Raw genomic sequence first — 14,982 nt, forward strand, 5'->3', positions numbered from 1 at the left:
TATAGTATGAAATCATTTATGTTAATCGTGGCAATTGCCACCTTGATAATAGGCTTTTCCGCCTGTGAGCGGGTATCCCAAATTGTCCAACCTGCCACACCTGAAATAGAAGGTAAAAGTGACGAAATTTCCATCGGAGTCGTTTTACCTTTGACGGGGCACTTGGCTGCCGCAGGCGAACTCATGAAACAAGGCTTCGACCTCGCTCTCAGTGAAATTAACAACCCGCAACCTGTAGGAACGATTTCCGAATCGCGACCCAGCAATATAAAACTCAAGTTTATTATTGAAGACGACACCAGTACGCCGGAGGGTGCGGTTGATGCTTTCAATAAACTGATTCATGAAGACAGCATGTCTGTTATTATCGGGCCAGCGTCGTCAAGCGCGACGAGAGCGGCTTTTCCCATTGCGCAAGAGAATCAGATTGTCGCAATCAGCCCGACATCGGGTGAGCGTGGTCTTAGCGCGATCGGTGATTTTGTCTTTCGGATCCCGCTCACGACAGACGTTGTGGTTCCTAAAGGCATTGAAATAACATACGCGAAACTCGGCTATCAACGCGTCGCTACGATGTATGATGAAACCGATGGCTTTTCTACAGATCGAGACACGGCATTACAAGAAGCGTTTACTGCAAAGGGTATTGAGGTCCTCACTACAGAATCCTTCCGGAGTGGAGATCCCGACTTCTCACCGCAATTAACCCGAATACAGGCGTTAAATCCCGATGCCATCTTTGTTTCGGCATTACCACCTGAAAAACCCGGAATACTGATTCAAGCCCACCAACTCGGGATATCCGTTCCGTTTATTGTGAGCTCAGTAACCAATGTTGAGGTGGCAGCCGCAGGTGCCGCCGCTGAAGGCGTAATAACTTTTATCGGTTGGCTCCCCACGGACGACACACCCGGAAATCAAGCCTTTGTTCAGAACTACAGCGCGACTTACGGCATGGAACCAAATGTCTTCGCTACGGCATCGTATGCCTCCGTTCACATTTTAGCAGAGGCGATTAAGAATGCTCAAGCAACCGATTCTATCTCAATCCGAGACGCGTTGGCGAACATCAGTAATCTTGACACAGTTTTTGGCAAATTCTCTTTTAATGCCGACGGAGACGCTGTTTACGAGCCGCGGGTACTGATAGCCAAAGACGGTACATTGCAACCTTTTGAGTAAAGAACAACTCGACGGTAGCCTTCGCGTAATAAGTTCTGGAAATCTACTGGATTATCCAATCTAAAATTAAGGGAGACTTGGAGTCGTGTGATTTATTTCACATTGCGACGGGTGATGAATCATTCTACTACGAACTTATCTGCCTGTAATTTGGCAATCCATTAACTGGACAGCAGAGAACAAACAAATTTTATAGGTATTATAATGCCAATTTTGAATGGGATTTATGCAGATACGCCCTTTGATACAGAGGAAATACTTCAAGCGGATCTCAATATTGCGAATAAGTATCGGAGTAATCCTCTACGTTGGAAAGGGCAATTTTCACCTCAGCTGGTTCAGGTGTTCTTAGATAATTATTCTGATAGCGATTCTACTGTATTTGACCCATTTCTTGGGAGTGGAACTGTTCTTTTGGAATCCGGAATGGCTGGGCTGAAAGCTAGCGGCACTGAAATTAATCCTGCTGCTGTCATGCTAGCACAGACTTACCGTTTTATAAACATCCCTCTTGATTTACGCCGTTCACATTTACAGACAGTGTCAAATCTCCTTCATGATGAATTTTTGCTCGAATTGCCACTTTTTCAGAATATTGAACAAGTTCATAGTAAAGCAAACTTTGAGGCGGTTAAACTTAAACTTGTTGGATTGCTGCCAAAGGTGGATGACCGTTTCCAGCAGGGATTGTTGGAAACCTTGATTACCTTACTAGATTTTTATCAAACCGATATATCAGTGAAGAAAATTTTTAAAGTTTGGGAAAATCTCAGGCAACTTGTGATTAAACTGCCGTTTTCACATCAACCGATTGAGGTTTTTCTTTCAGATGCCCGTGAAGTCCCCTTATGCGATGAATCGGTTGATCTTGTAATCACCTCACCGCCATATATTAACGTTTTTAATTATCACCAGCAATATCGGGCATCAATGGAAGCTTTGAATTGGAATTTGTTAGGAGTCTCAAGATCAGAGTTCGGCGCTAATAGAAAACACAGAGCCAATAGATTTCTGACAGTTGTACAGTTTTGTCTTGACATGGCTCAAGCACTCGGTGAGTTAGCGAGAATATGTTGTTCCGGGGCAAGATTAATTTTGGTGGTAGGTAGAGAATCGAAGGTAAAAGGGACACGGTTCTTTAACGGTGAGATTGTGGCCGAAGTTTGTCATAGATCTTTGGGATTTAACTTAATTCTCAAGCAACAGAGGGTATTTCGTAATAGTTTTGGACAAAGTATTTTTGAAGATATTCTCCACTTTTCCCCGCCTTTTGAACATTCATTACCTGAGGTATATTTAGAGAAGGCACGGAACGTGGCTCAAGAAACATTAGAAGCTTCGTATTCAACAGTCCCGGAAAAGTCAAAGAAAGATATAAAATTAGCCGTAAAGAATATTTACGGCGTTCATCCATCACCTTTGTTTAATGCTAAGAGTACGAAAGGGATTTAAGTGTGTATATTCCACCAACACCTCATGGTGATAAGTTAAACGCGTTGCTTACAAATGAAAAACTTCCTGAAACTGACCGTCCCCGTATCTTGGAAGCAGGGACACTATATAAAAAGTGGTTAGAGAACCTAAAGTCAGTATCGGGTGAACATCGAAAAATTGTCATTGATATGGTTGACATACTCAATGAATACAAACAATATATTGAGTTAAATGTAATATTTGATAGCGACAACAATTTCCTTTATCGGCAGAAAGGTCAACTTAAGCTTGATAATACCATTATTGAAGAATTTCTTCCCATATTATTAATGTCAACCCTTTCTAATTTATTTCAAGACTATGATTTAGATTTTGGTCCAATGACTTGTTTTTCGGGAATTAGATTTGAGTCAAGTATTAGGGAAGATAGAGTAGGTGGAGGTATGCGATTCAGAAATAAAGATCATGATTTTGCCATAAGTAGGAGATTATTTGTTCGCTCATCGCACTATGAGGATTTTCATAGCAATGTGACGGAAGAAACTAATATCGCTTATGTTGCGGCGGAGTGCAAAACAAATCTTGATAAAACAATGTTTCAAGAAGCGGCCGCGACCGCTTTGGATGTTAAACTTGCTGTTCCAGGAGCGAAATATTATTTATTATGTGAATGGCTTGATATGTTCCCCATAAGTACTAATACTACAGCTATTGACGAAATTCTCATATTACGTAAAGCAAAAAGGCTTTCTTCTGAGGTTCGTCGCGCGTTCAGTAGTGTTGAAGGGAGAAAAGAAAATAGAAGGAAATTCGCTCAATATTTAGAACACAATCCCTTTTCGGCGGAAGTGTTCCTCAGATTTTTAGATCACGTTCGTAAGGTTGTTGGCGAGAGTCCTGAGAATGATGTAATTACGAGAGGCTATTTCTAATTTAATGGTTATTTCAATTCTCAAGTTGAATTGCGTTATAATTAATAGGTAAAAGAAAACCATGAAAAAAACGATGTACGAAAAAATATGGGAGGCGCATCTCGTGCGCGCCTCCGCGGATGAGGTGCCGATCCTCTATATCGACACACACCTCGTCCACGAAGTCACATCCCCACAGGCATTTGAAGGGTTGCGGCTCAACAACCGAAAGGTACGCCGTCCCGATCTGACGTTCGCCACGATGGATCACAACGTACCGACGACAGATAGATCACTGCCCATCACTGACCTAATCGCAGCAAAACAGATGGAAACGCTCGCAGAAAACTGCACCGAGTTTGACATCCCGCTCTACGACATCGATAGTCCTGAGCAAGGCATCGTCCACGTTATCGGACCCGAACTCGGTATCACGCAGCCCGGCAAAACCATTGTATGCGGCGATAGCCATACCTCAACGCATGGTGCGTTGGGCGCACTCGCTTTCGGCATCGGTACCAGTGAGATTGAACATGTCCTCGCCACCCAATGCCTCTTGCAACAGAAATCCGAAACCTTTGAGATTCGGATTGATGGCACACTTCCCTACGGCGTGACCGCAAAAGACATCATCCTCTCGATTATCGGGCATATCGGTATTGACGGCGGTAACGGTGCTGTGGTCGAGTACACAGGTTCTGCGATCCGCGCCCTCAGCATTGAGGAACGGATGACCGTGTGCAATATGTCAATCGAGGCAGGCGCACGTGCGGGTATGATTGCCCCTGACGATACCACCTACGAATACATCGCTGGTAAACGTTTCGCACCGGAAGGCGAAGACTTTGACGCAGCAGTTGAACGCTGGAAACAACTCCCGACTGACGCAGGCGCAACCTATGACCGAACGCTACAACTCGACGCAGCGGACATCGCACCACAGGTAACGTGGGGCACAAACCCCGGGATGGTAACAGATGTGACAGGACGCGTACCGGATCCTACGGACATGGACACAACCGACGACAAACGCGCTGCAGAACACGCTTTGGAATACATGGACCTCCAACCCGGCACCCCGATAACAGATATTCCTGTAGACAGGGTTTTCATCGGTAGCTGCACTAACTCTCGTATCAGCGATTTACGGGCTGCTGCGGAAGTCGCCAAAGGCAAGAAAGTCGCAGAGACCGTCAATGCGATGGTCGTTCCGGGTTCGCAGGCAGTCAAACGTCAAGCGGAGGCGGAAGGACTTGACAAGGTTTTCCAAGAGGCAGGTTTTGAATGGCGTGAAGCCGGTTGCAGTATGTGTCTCGGTATGAATCCCGATATCTTGATGCCGGGTCAACGTTGTGCCAGTACATCGAACCGGAATTTTGAAGGCAGGCAGGGTAAAGGCGGACGCACGCATCTCGTCAGTCCACAGATGGCAGCTGCAACGGCGGTTACAGGTCATTTCGTTGACATCCGAAAATTTCAATAGGAAACGTAGAAGATTGGAAGGCGGATCCTTTTCTTCCAACCCAATATAAGGAAATACGGGGTAACAATGGAATCTACCATTATTGAAAAAATCAGGGAGCTTCCTCCCGAACTCCAAGAAGAAGTCATCCATTTCATTGATTTTCTACGAACCAAAAAAAGTTCAAAACGAAAGAAAGAACCAAACTTGGAATGGGTTGGCGGATTAAAAGCGTATCGTGACCAGTTTACAGCCCTCGAGCTCCAGAAAAAAGCGTCAGATTGGAGGGATTAGTGTCCCTCGCGGACACCAATATTTTCTTTGCAGGGAACAGTAAGCCCACATTCGCTGGCGAGGTTTGCAACCCCGCCACGGCTGGGGCTGTCCACTTTTGGACACCCTGCGGCCCATATTCGCTGGCGAGGTTTGCAACCTCGCTCCTTGTAATGTCCAAGTAATTGTGTATTTTACTATGGATGAGATGCCTTGGTGATATAGCACCCAATTTTACTATGAAATATTAGGAGAAAATACAAAATGGAAGCATTTAAAGAACATGTCGGACGTGTCGTCCCACTCGACCGGATTAATGTTGATACTGACCAGATTATCCCGAAGCAATTTTTGAAACGGATTGAACGGACAGGCTTCGGTGAATTTCTCTTTAACGACTGGCGTTACCTTGAAAACGGAGATCCAAACCCAGAATTCGTGCTGAACCTCCCACGCTACGCAGGTGCGAGTATTCTCATCGCCGGTGCGAATTTCGGTTGTGGCAGTTCCCGTGAACACGCCCCGTGGGCACTCCAGCAGTACGGCTTCAAAGCGATTCTCGCCCCCTCATTTGCGGACATCTTCCGTAACAACTGCTATAAGAACGGCATCCTCCCGATAGCACTGCCTGCGGACGTTGTTACCTCACTCAGTCAAGAGGCACAGAACACCGAGGGCTACCAGCTGATGATAGACTTAGAGGAACAATCAGTCATCTGTTCTGACGGCACTGCCCACACTTTTGAAATCGGTGATTTTGAGAAGTACTGCCTGCTCAACGGACTCGATGAAATCGGTTGGACTTTGCAATATGAAGCGGACATTGCCGCTTATGAAAATCGATAAATGGCTGTCAGCAGTCGGAAACCATCGGCTTTCAGTAAAGAGATATTTATGGCAATAAAAACGATTGTAAGGGCCACAAACCTTTATTGAAGGTGCTCATGGGATCGAGAGTTTTAGATTCCAATTTTTCCAGACGCTAACAGCAAAAATCTGAACAAACCAGGCACTTGCGAGTTAACCATAACAACAGTGCCTGTTTTCATCTTAAAATCGTCCCAACTTTAGCATCCGGTGGAGAGATGCCTTACAAAGCCATCATATTCGATTTATACGGTACATTAGTTGAAAATTTCAGCAGCCAAGCGTACGACCAGGTCCAAGAACAGATGGCAAAAACCCTTGATATTCCATACCTAAAATTCCGGCACGTCATGCTGGAAACAATCAACGATAAATCCTCAGGCGGCTATTATGCCGTTGAAGACAATATACTTGAGATATGTCGTCGCTTAAGTGTTAAAGTGAATACGACCCAAATTGAGCAGGTTGTCACTCTACATTATGAATTCTCAGAGAGTACACTCGTGATTGAGTCCAAGGTCCTAAAGGCGTTAGATACACTAAAAAGTGATGGTTTACTTTTAGGTCTTATTACGAATTGCAGACCGCCTATTCCATCTGCGTTCTCGCAATCTTCGTTAGCTCAGTACATTGACGTTCCTGTTTTCTCCTGTGAAGAACGGATTAGGAAACCATCGCGGCGCATCTACCAGGTAGCGTGTGAACGGCTGAAGGTCCAACCACAGGAGTGTCTTTACGTTGGAGACGGGAGTGGTGAGGAATTGACGGGTGCAGCAGCGGTCGGCATGCTACCCATACTAAAACGAGTCGATTTAACAGATGTCTACGACTCATATCGACCGGAAGTAGAAAACTGGCAGGGGATTGCCATTGATGAGATCGCGGAGTTGTGCGACATCGTTTCCGAATTAGCATAATTATGTGTTACCCAAATCGAGAATCTCAAACAACCATTTTTTGTTTTTTGACAGGAGGAATGAATCATGGCTCATTTTTTTTCTGAAGCAAGCCGGACTTTCAGCGAATACCTGCTTTTACCCAACTTAACCACGAAGGATTGCATCCCTGAAAACGTTATCCTGAGAACCCCGCTCGTGAAGTTTAAAGTTGGGCAGCAACCGCCATCTCTGGAAGTGAACATTCCGTTTGCTTCAGCAATCATGCAGGCTGTTTCGGATCACAATTTGGCAATTGCACTCGCAAGACAGGGCGGGATATCCTTTATTTATGGCTCCCAAAGTATTGAAGAGCAGGCAGCAATGGTACGGACAGTTAAAAGCCACAAAGCGGGTTTCGTCGTCAGCGACTCAAATTTAAAGTGTGATAGCACGATAGCAGATGTCGTGAAACTCACCGAAGAAACAGGACACTCGACGATTCCTATAACCGAAGATGGTTCGTCTTCAGGAGAACTGTTCGGACTCATAACGGATAAGGACTATAGACTGAGTCGAGTGGATTTAAACGCTAAAGTACGCGAATTCATGACACCGTTTCCCGAACTGATTGTCGGTCAAAAGGGAATTACGATTGAAGATGCCAACGACCTCATTTGGAAACACAAGATAAATTGTCTGCCGATCGTTGATGAAAATCGTAAACTGTTACATCTGGTCTTCAGGAAAGATTACGATGACCATAAGAAAAATCCACTTGAATCCGTAGATTCCCAGAAAAGACTCGTGGTGGGTGCCGGAATTAATACACGAGATTACAAAGAGAGAGTGCCAGCACTGGTCGCAGCGGGTGTCGATATTATTTGTGTTGATTCTTCAGAAGGGTATACAGAATGGCAATCAGACACTATTCGATTTATTAAAAATGAATACAATGATACTGTAAAAGTGGGCGGCGGGAATGTCGTTCACGGAGATGCATTCATGTATTTGGTAGAAGCCGGTGCTGATTTTGTAAAAGTGGGCATCGGTGGCGGTGCCATTTGTATAACAAGAGAACAGAAAGGGATTGGTTGTGGGCAAGCGACTGCCGTCATTGAAGTCGCCCGGCAAAGAGACCTGTATTTGAAGGAAACCGGTGTTTACGTGCCGATTTGCTCAGATGGCGGCATATTCCAAGATTATCATATCGGTTTGGCACTCGCTATGGGTGCCGATTTCGTGATGATGGGCAGATATTTCGCAAGATTTGATGAAAGTCCAAGTAAGCTAAGAAAATTGGGTATGAATACAGTGAAAGAATATTGGGGCGAAGGAACAAAACGCGCCTCTAATTGGCAACGCTACCACGAAGGGGGCGGTCCAGAATTGCTGTTCGAGGAGGGTGCCGACGCTTATGTGCCTTATGCAGGAAAGATGAACGATAATTTGAAAACGACCCTCGCAAAAATCCGGTCACTTCTATGTAATTGTGGGGCCATATCGCTACCGGAATTTCGTCAAAAAGCGAGGTTTGTGTTAGTCTCTTCAGCGAGTATTCGCGAAGGCGGTGTTCACGATATTATCCCAAGAACAACACAGGATGGATGAAAATGGAACCTTTCAACAACAAAATCACACTCAATCTTGACCGGAACACAGAAGCCAATGTTAAAGGGTTTATCGCGCCGATTGAATACACCCAATACAACTTCCATGTAGAGTGGGAGGCATTGGCAAATCTGCAAGTCGCTGAACCAGAAAAGCAACATGCCGCATCCATTTTTCAGGCATTTCTTCCATCGGAACCGGTTTCGGTGGGTGATTGCTGGCAAATTGAGGCGGGTGTTTTGGAATTACTCAGGCAACTTAATCCGAAACCGAGATTGGATTTGGATGTCAATAACGGAGATTCGTATGGCTCGTGGGCATGTCTACGTGCTTGCAACGATAAATTCGCCGACATCACCTTTCGCATCCATGCGGAATTTGTCATAGAAGGGGGGAGGTTCACACCTTCCCAGTTTGCTGGTCATCTCGTTATTGACCGAATCAAAGAAGAAATCGCATTCTTTCAGATGCATGTCCCTAAAGGGACACTGAATTTCGATGCTTATCGGAACACAATCGGATCCGAGATCGGCTATTGTTCTCAAATGGAACTCTGCACAGGGACACCACCTCACGATGTCGAATTCATCACATCAATCACACAAGAAGAAGCCGAACACGCACTGATATCGTGTTTCTACAAGGTTCAGCACATTAACTGGGTCCCGCTGGAGGAGGCGTTGGAGATGGCACCGGCACAGCAGAAACCGATCCACGCGGTCACATTAGATGGACCGCTCTTCGATGAGTCCTGCTGAGCGAGTGGCAAAGGTCTGAGGGCAGGTGTCCTCTCAAGAGACGAAATTATTGAATTTTTGAACGAGCATTTCATTAACACATGGGTCCCCCACTCTGAATTAGGACGTGTCCGTCGTTTGCGGGAACCGATTGCCAAAAGACGCGAACGCGAAGGCAAGCCGTTTGATACAACCCACGCTTTGGCACAAGCCATCATGAACGGATGGAAAACCGGCTCAAGAAAAGGGTCGCCGGTGGATTCCTTCGTTATATCACCCGAATTTGAACTGATGGGTAAACAACAGTTCAATGAACTCGCAAGGGATAATACCTCTCCAGCAAAATATTATCACGCATTCCTCAGGGAAGCCTTGAAAGGAAAACAGCCCGGATTGGGAAACATTGTTCTTACCCGTGAACACCCTGTAGAGGAAGTGCTGGACGTTTTTCGGACACCAACTGTCGGTTATTTAGATTACACGGTTGTCGTGGTTGATGTCACGTCTTTTGAAAACGGCGGGACACTCACCATTGATATTAAAATCGGTAGGGGTGGTGGTGAGGGTGAGTTTTATCTATTTGACGAGGATGGCGAACTTTCCATAGATGAAGAAGAACCGAAAGATGCACTTACTGGGACGTGGGGTGAACCGGGAGATACACTACAGCTCACACACCGTTTTGACCGAGGGCAACGTTTTAAGTTAGGTGCTTCAGGATATTGGGACGAAGGCGAAATGTGTACCAACGCTTTTCAAGCAAGAATCTCTGTAGAGCCAGCAGAAAAACCCGAATCAATGTAGTATTTGCAAGGCTTCATTGATACAATATGATTTACATAAGTGCATCCAAAAATGTGTATAAGCGAATCATTGCCTCCTTCTAATAGCAATGGTATTTTATACGAAAAAGGAAGTTCCTAACGAAAAATGAAAACTTTCAACAACAAAATTGCACTTAATCTTGACCGTGATGCACAAGTGTCTGTCACAGGCTTCATCGCACCGATTGAATATACCCAGCGCAACTACCACGTGGATTGGGACGAATTAGCAAACTTTCGGGTTGCTGAACCCGAAAAGCAATATCCTGCCTCCGTTTTTCAAGCATTTTTGCCACAAGAACCGGTCTCTGTGGGTGAATGCTGGCAAATTGAAGAAGAAGGGGCGTTAACACTGCTGAGGCAACTCAGTCCAAACCCACAATTGGAGTTGAAAATTGGTGGGGAGGATTCTTACGGTTTATGGGCATTTCTACGCGCTTACAACAATGAGTTTGCTGAGATTCTGTTCCGTATCCATGCGGAATTCGTTTTAGAAAAAGGCTGGTTTGCACCATCGCAGTTTGCTGGACATTTGATTATCGACCAGAACGAAAAGAAAGTTGCCTCCCTCAAGATGCACGTTCCGGCTGCCACACTAAACTTTGATGTACGTTGGAAAATTAGAGATGGACTCCGCGGAGCGGACATCGGTTTTTGTCCGCAAATGGAACTCTGTGCAGGCACACAAGATGTTTTGCAAGATGCCAAATTCACAGAAGCGATCACCCAAGAGGAAGCATTGCAAGCACTGATGTTACGTTTTTACAAGTCAGCACAAATTAACTGGGTACTGCTGGAGGAAGCGTTGGAGATGGCACCCGCACAACAGAAACCAATTCATGCCATCTCGATAAGTGGGCCGCTCTTCGACGAATCATGCTGAGGGAGTGGCAAGACCCTGAGGGCAGGTGCTCTCTCTGACGATCAGAACATTGAATTCCTGAACGAAAATTTCATCAACACTTGGGTAACGAATGCTGAATTAGGGCGTAAACATAGTCTGCGAGAACCGATTGCCAAAAGACGCGAACGAGAGGGAAAAACGTTTGACACAAGCCATCCGTTGGCACAAGCCATTATAAAGGGGTGGAAGACCGGATCAAAGAAAGGTTCACCCGTGGATTGTTTCGTCATCTCACCAGAGTTTGAATTGATGGGCAGACTGCTTGTCAATGAATTCTTCGACTACAATTGGAATAAATTTAAACTCCGAGATGAGGAAAGTTACCTTATATTTCTCAAGGAAGCTTTAGACGGAAAGCAGCCCGGGTTGGGTAATATTACTTTGAACAGTGAGGTGTCTTCTCAGGAGGTCATGGATGTTTTCCGAACACCGACGGTTGGTTATAAGGATTACACAGTCGTTGTAATTGATACAAGGGCGTTTGAAAATGGTGGTACGCTAACCGTTGATATTGAAACCGGTAGAGCCGACGCAGAAGGGCACTTCTATTTGGTTGATGGTGACGACGACCTCCCTACAACAGAAAGAGTGACTAAATACATGGTACTTGCGATGAAGTGGTTGGAACCCGATGAAACAGGGCAACTCACGCATCGTTTTGACCGAGGTCAGTTTTTTAAGTTGGGTGCTACCGGGTGTTACGGTAGGAGTGAGAAAGGCAGTACCAACGCTTTTAAGGCAAAAATTTCTGTAGTGGAGAATTGAAATGTGTATTTTATCAGACAAAATCACGCTCAATCTTAATGGGGACACAGAAGTCTCTGTCAAAGGCTTCATCGCGCCGATCGAATACACGCAATACAACTTCCACGTGAAGTGGGACGAATTGGCGAACTTTCGGGTCGCTGAACCAAAAAAGCAGCATCCCACATCCGTTTTTCAAGCGTTTCTCCCATCAGAAGCGGCTTCGGTCGGTGGATGCTGGCAGATTCAAGCAGAAGGCGCGCTAACGTTGCTAAGGCAACTTCACCCGAACCCGAGCTTGGATTTGCACATCAATAATGGAGATTCTTTTGGTTTGTGGTCATGTCTGCGTGCTTACAATAACGAATTTGCCGAGATTCTGTTCCGTATTCACGCGGAATTCGTCATGGAAAATGGGTGGTTTACGCCTTCACAATTTACTGGACACTTGGTTATTGACCGAATCCGAGAGAAAGTTGTGTCCTTCAGGATGTACGTACCTGAAACGACACTGAACTTTGACGCGGGTTGGAAAGCACCGGCGCACCCGGGTGGCGCAGCGGAAATCGGCTTTTGCCCGCGAATAGAACTTGCTGCTGGCACACAACCTACTGATGTCGAATTCACCGCGTCAATCACGGAAGAAGAAGCCGAACGCGCGCTCGTATCGTGTTTCTATGAGTTTCAGCAAATTAACTGGGTATCGCTGGAGGAAGCGTTAGAGATGGCACCCGCGCAAGGGAAACCAATCCATGTCATCTCAGTGGATGGACCGCTCTTTGACGAGGGGTGCTGAGGGAGTGGTAAAATCCTGAGGGCAGTTGAGCTCTCTGAAGATCGAATCATAGAATTTTTGAACGAAAACTTTATCAACACGTGGGTCCCCAACGCGGAGTTAGGACGAACGCCAAGTTTACGAGAACCGATTGCAAGGCGACGCGAACGCGAAGGTAAGACCTTCGACACAAGCCATCCCTTAGCACAAGCAATTATCAAAACCTGGAAAAAGGGTTCACCAGTGGATTGTTTGGTTATCTCACCGGAGTTTGAAGCGATGGGTGGCATAGACTACAATATATTTCTCGACAACATGACGGAACCAGACCACGCCGCTTATATGTTCCTTGACAAACTGACGGAGTCTGATGACCATACCGAACCTTACCTACTATTTCTCAGGGAGTCCTTGGAAGGAAAACGTCCCGGGTTGGGTGATCTCATCCTTACGCCGGAGCAACCCTCAAAGGAGGTCGTAGATACTTTTTATACCCCGATGCTCGCACATCAGGATTACACTGTTGTCTACATTGATGCCACGGCGTTTGAAGTTGGTGGCACACTCACTGCCAACATCCAAGTCGGGAGAGACAATGGAATAGGGATTTTCCATCTCCTCGACGGAGACAAAAAACTCCCGACGGAAAAAGTGCCTGATGGCATTGATCCTGAAGCATGGAACAGCCAAGAAAGCGATGAATATAAGAAGGCACTTGGCGCACTTACCAGAGTCTGGGGGATATTCCCCGGTGAATCTGGACAAATTACATATCAGTTCGATCGTGGTCAACGCTTTAAACTATGTGTGACTGGAGACCAATGGAGTGAAATAGGCGATATAAACGCTTTCCACGCAAAAATTTCTGTGGAAGCGGCAGACTGAAGAATAGTAGGTAGTTAACAGTCATCAATTATAGTAAAATCCGAAAGTATGTTTACAGTCCGTCACGGAACAAAAGCCCCACTGCCGCTGGCGAGGGAGTTTTTGCTTGGGGAGTTTTTGCTTGGGGATTTCTGCGTATTGCTTGGGTGTTTCTGCGGATTTCCGCTAGTATTCTCGCCCTTACGTTGGTGTATAGGTAATTACGGGTTTTACTATAAGAGATGGTTTGGTTAGGCAAGACACCTCTTTAACTTTAACCATCAACTCGCCTTCCTTATAAATGTTAAAGCACGAGTTGATGGTTAAAACTGAAAACTGACAACTGTTAACTCTGATTACCGACATCCGCCAACCGCACAAACCTGTATCCCTCCCGTTTCAATGCGGTGATGATTCGGTCTGTCGCTTCGATTGTCCCCGAACGGTCTGCGTTTTTATTTTCCGCTTTCCCATCGTGTAGGACAATAATCGAACCCGCCCCCGTAGATGAAAGTGTTTTTTTCAATACCGTCTCAGTGATCTTGTCGGGATTCTGCGTCGTCCAATCCCAACTCCATACATTGCAGCTGATATGCGTTCGATCGTCTTTCGCGAGCACATAAGCGACTGGTAGAAACCGTGTTAGCATTGGTGCTCTAAATACACTATCCTTTGCAATGCCGTATTGCTGAAGAAGGTCGTCCGTGCGTTCAATTTGCCGCCGAACACAGAACGGTGACAAGAAACCCAGCAGTGGATGGCTATAGGTATGATTGCCAATCTGATGCCCTTCGGCAATAATCCGACGGACCGTTTCGGGGTGCCTTTCAATACGATTTCCGATTACGAAGAAGGTGGCTTTGACGTTGTGCTTAGCGAGGACATCAAGTAACCGCTCAGTATAAGGCGGATTTGGTCCATCGTCGTAAGTGAGCGCGACAACCTTCTGATCTGTGTTCAGGCGAACCATATTCTTCCCGAAAGGGGGTCTAAAGAAAACGCACAGCAGTATCGCGAATGCAAATCCTACAGCAGGGGTGATTATTGAACTCATTAGAATTGTTGCCTTTTAAAGATCTTGGCGTAAAGATTTACCGGAAACCAGATTTTTCTGAATCCTTACATCCAACTCATGTTTTCTAATTATACGAAAGATCTTACCGCCTGACTACACTTTTCAAACCCGATTTTTCTTGACGGTTTTTGTCAATCATGTTATCATTTCCAAAAGCGATTATGGTGCGCTACAGTTTGAAGGATTCGTCTGCTGCCACATCATTATTTGGTCTAAACCTTTGAAAGGGACAACAATGCGGAGCCACGAAGTAGACTATGAAATTTTCGGCAACGATATGCAGGTCGTTGAGATCGAACTCGACTTGGGTGAGACGATCATCGCTGAAGCTGGGGCGATGAACTGGATGGAAGAGGACATTGTCTATGAGGCAAAGATGGGCGATGGTTCTAGTAGTCTGTCACAATTATCTTGATAGTTGATCTAAAATCTGGTATCCTTAGG

Annotated in this window: 15 protein-coding genes and 1 pseudogene; 15 read left to right on the plus strand and 1 reads right to left on the minus strand. The window is 45.7% G+C overall.

Translation table 11 applies throughout. The features are described from left to right. The first annotated feature begins 6 nt into the window (after window positions 1–6). The 14 genes from OXH39_20950 to OXH39_21015 all read left to right on the plus strand — a co-directional run bounded on the left by OXH39_20950 (window position 7) and on the right by OXH39_21015 (window position 13,484). Window positions 7–1,182: an ABC transporter substrate-binding protein gene (locus tag OXH39_20950; protein MCY3552937.1), complete on the plus strand. Its 1,176-nt coding sequence runs from the start codon at window positions 7–9 to the stop codon at window positions 1,180–1,182. 204 nt (window positions 1,183–1,386) lie between these two features. Then, window positions 1,387–2,634: a DNA methyltransferase gene (locus OXH39_20955; protein MCY3552938.1), complete on the plus strand. Its 1,248-nt coding sequence runs from the start codon at window positions 1,387–1,389 to the stop codon at window positions 2,632–2,634. A 2-nt stretch (window positions 2,635–2,636) separates the two neighbouring features. Continuing rightward, a complete protein-coding gene (locus OXH39_20960; protein MCY3552939.1) occupies window positions 2,637–3,548 on the plus strand; it encodes a Bpu10I family restriction endonuclease in 912 nt (303 codons plus the stop codon). Window positions 3,549–3,609: 61 nt separating this feature from the next. Continuing rightward, window positions 3,610–5,010, plus strand: coding sequence for a 3-isopropylmalate dehydratase large subunit (gene leuC / locus OXH39_20965; GenBank protein ID MCY3552940.1), 1,401 nt, complete (start codon window positions 3,610–3,612; stop codon window positions 5,008–5,010). Between the two features lie 66 nt (window positions 5,011–5,076). After that, on the plus strand, window positions 5,077–5,283 hold the full coding sequence (locus tag OXH39_20970) for a DUF2281 domain-containing protein (GenBank protein ID MCY3552941.1): 207 nt from the start codon (window positions 5,077–5,079) through the stop codon (window positions 5,281–5,283). A 243-nt stretch (window positions 5,284–5,526) separates the two neighbouring features. Next, window positions 5,527–6,108 carry a 3-isopropylmalate dehydratase small subunit gene (gene leuD, locus OXH39_20975; GenBank protein MCY3552942.1) on the plus strand — a complete coding sequence of 194 codons (582 nt, stop codon included), beginning with the start codon at window positions 5,527–5,529 and terminating at the stop codon, window positions 6,106–6,108. A gap of 239 nt (window positions 6,109–6,347) precedes the next feature. Continuing rightward, window positions 6,348–7,046 (plus strand): HAD family hydrolase, encoded by a 699-nt coding sequence (locus OXH39_20980; GenBank protein ID MCY3552943.1) that lies wholly within the window; start codon window positions 6,348–6,350, stop codon window positions 7,044–7,046. Window positions 7,047–7,112: 66 nt separating this feature from the next. Further along, window positions 7,113–8,615: an IMP dehydrogenase gene (locus OXH39_20985; protein MCY3552944.1), complete on the plus strand. Its 1,503-nt coding sequence runs from the start codon at window positions 7,113–7,115 to the stop codon at window positions 8,613–8,615. A 2-nt stretch (window positions 8,616–8,617) separates the two neighbouring features. Further along, window positions 8,618–9,373 carry a hypothetical protein gene (locus tag OXH39_20990; GenBank protein MCY3552945.1) on the plus strand — a complete coding sequence of 252 codons (756 nt, stop codon included), beginning with the start codon at window positions 8,618–8,620 and terminating at the stop codon, window positions 9,371–9,373. A 57-nt stretch (window positions 9,374–9,430) separates the two neighbouring features. Beyond that, window positions 9,431–10,156 carry a hypothetical protein gene (locus OXH39_20995; GenBank protein MCY3552946.1) on the plus strand — a complete coding sequence of 242 codons (726 nt, stop codon included), beginning with the start codon at window positions 9,431–9,433 and terminating at the stop codon, window positions 10,154–10,156. Between the two features lie 126 nt (window positions 10,157–10,282). Next, complete coding sequence (locus OXH39_21000) at window positions 10,283–11,059, plus strand: hypothetical protein (protein MCY3552947.1); 777 nt, start codon at window positions 10,283–10,285, stop codon at window positions 11,057–11,059. A gap of 234 nt (window positions 11,060–11,293) precedes the next feature. Continuing rightward, window positions 11,294–11,845, plus strand: a complete 552-nt coding sequence (locus tag OXH39_21005) for a hypothetical protein (GenBank protein ID MCY3552948.1) — start codon at window positions 11,294–11,296, stop codon at window positions 11,843–11,845. A gap of 1 nt (window position 11,846) precedes the next feature. Then, window positions 11,847–12,620 (plus strand): hypothetical protein, encoded by a 774-nt coding sequence (locus OXH39_21010; protein MCY3552949.1) that lies wholly within the window; start codon window positions 11,847–11,849, stop codon window positions 12,618–12,620. A 57-nt stretch (window positions 12,621–12,677) separates the two neighbouring features. Then, window positions 12,678–13,484 (plus strand): hypothetical protein, encoded by an 807-nt coding sequence (locus OXH39_21015; GenBank protein ID MCY3552950.1) that lies wholly within the window; start codon window positions 12,678–12,680, stop codon window positions 13,482–13,484. Window positions 13,485–13,809: 325 nt separating this feature from the next. Here the strand turns inward: OXH39_21015 and OXH39_21020 are convergent, their stop codons facing one another. Then, window positions 13,810–14,433: a polysaccharide deacetylase family protein gene (locus tag OXH39_21020; GenBank protein ID MCY3552951.1), complete on the minus strand. Its 624-nt coding sequence runs from the start codon at window positions 14,431–14,433 to the stop codon at window positions 13,810–13,812. Between the two features lie 340 nt (window positions 14,434–14,773). Here OXH39_21020 and OXH39_21025 point away from each other — a divergent pair. Further along, window positions 14,774–14,929 (plus strand): annotated as a pseudogene (locus OXH39_21025) (AIM24 family protein). Window positions 14,930–14,982 lie beyond the last annotated feature (53 nt).

It is taken from the genome of Candidatus Poribacteria bacterium (assembly GCA_026702755.1).
Taxonomy (GTDB): Bacteria; Poribacteria; WGA-4E; order WGA-4E; family WGA-3G; genus WGA-3G.

Coding starts and splice junctions, on each gene's coding strand:
- OXH39_20950 (MCY3552937.1), top strand. CDS start 7: ATGAAATCATTTATGTTAATCGTGGCAATTGCCACCTTGATAATAGGC.
- OXH39_20955 (MCY3552938.1), top strand. CDS start 1,387: ATGCCAATTTTGAATGGGATTTATGCAGATACGCCCTTTGATACAGAG.
- leuC (MCY3552940.1), top strand. CDS start 3,610: ATGAAAAAAACGATGTACGAAAAAATATGGGAGGCGCATCTCGTGCGC.
- OXH39_20970 (MCY3552941.1), top strand. CDS start 5,077: ATGGAATCTACCATTATTGAAAAAATCAGGGAGCTTCCTCCCGAACTC.
- leuD (MCY3552942.1), top strand. CDS start 5,527: ATGGAAGCATTTAAAGAACATGTCGGACGTGTCGTCCCACTCGACCGG.
- OXH39_20980 (MCY3552943.1), top strand. CDS start 6,348: ATGCCTTACAAAGCCATCATATTCGATTTATACGGTACATTAGTTGAA.
- OXH39_20985 (MCY3552944.1), top strand. CDS start 7,113: ATGGCTCATTTTTTTTCTGAAGCAAGCCGGACTTTCAGCGAATACCTG.
- OXH39_20990 (MCY3552945.1), top strand. CDS start 8,618: ATGGAACCTTTCAACAACAAAATCACACTCAATCTTGACCGGAACACA.
- OXH39_21000 (MCY3552947.1), top strand. CDS start 10,283: ATGAAAACTTTCAACAACAAAATTGCACTTAATCTTGACCGTGATGCA.
- OXH39_21010 (MCY3552949.1), top strand. CDS start 11,847: ATGTGTATTTTATCAGACAAAATCACGCTCAATCTTAATGGGGACACA.
- OXH39_21020 (MCY3552951.1), bottom strand. CDS start 14,433: ATGGTTCGCCTGAACACAGATCAGAAGGTTGTCGCGCTCACTTACGAC.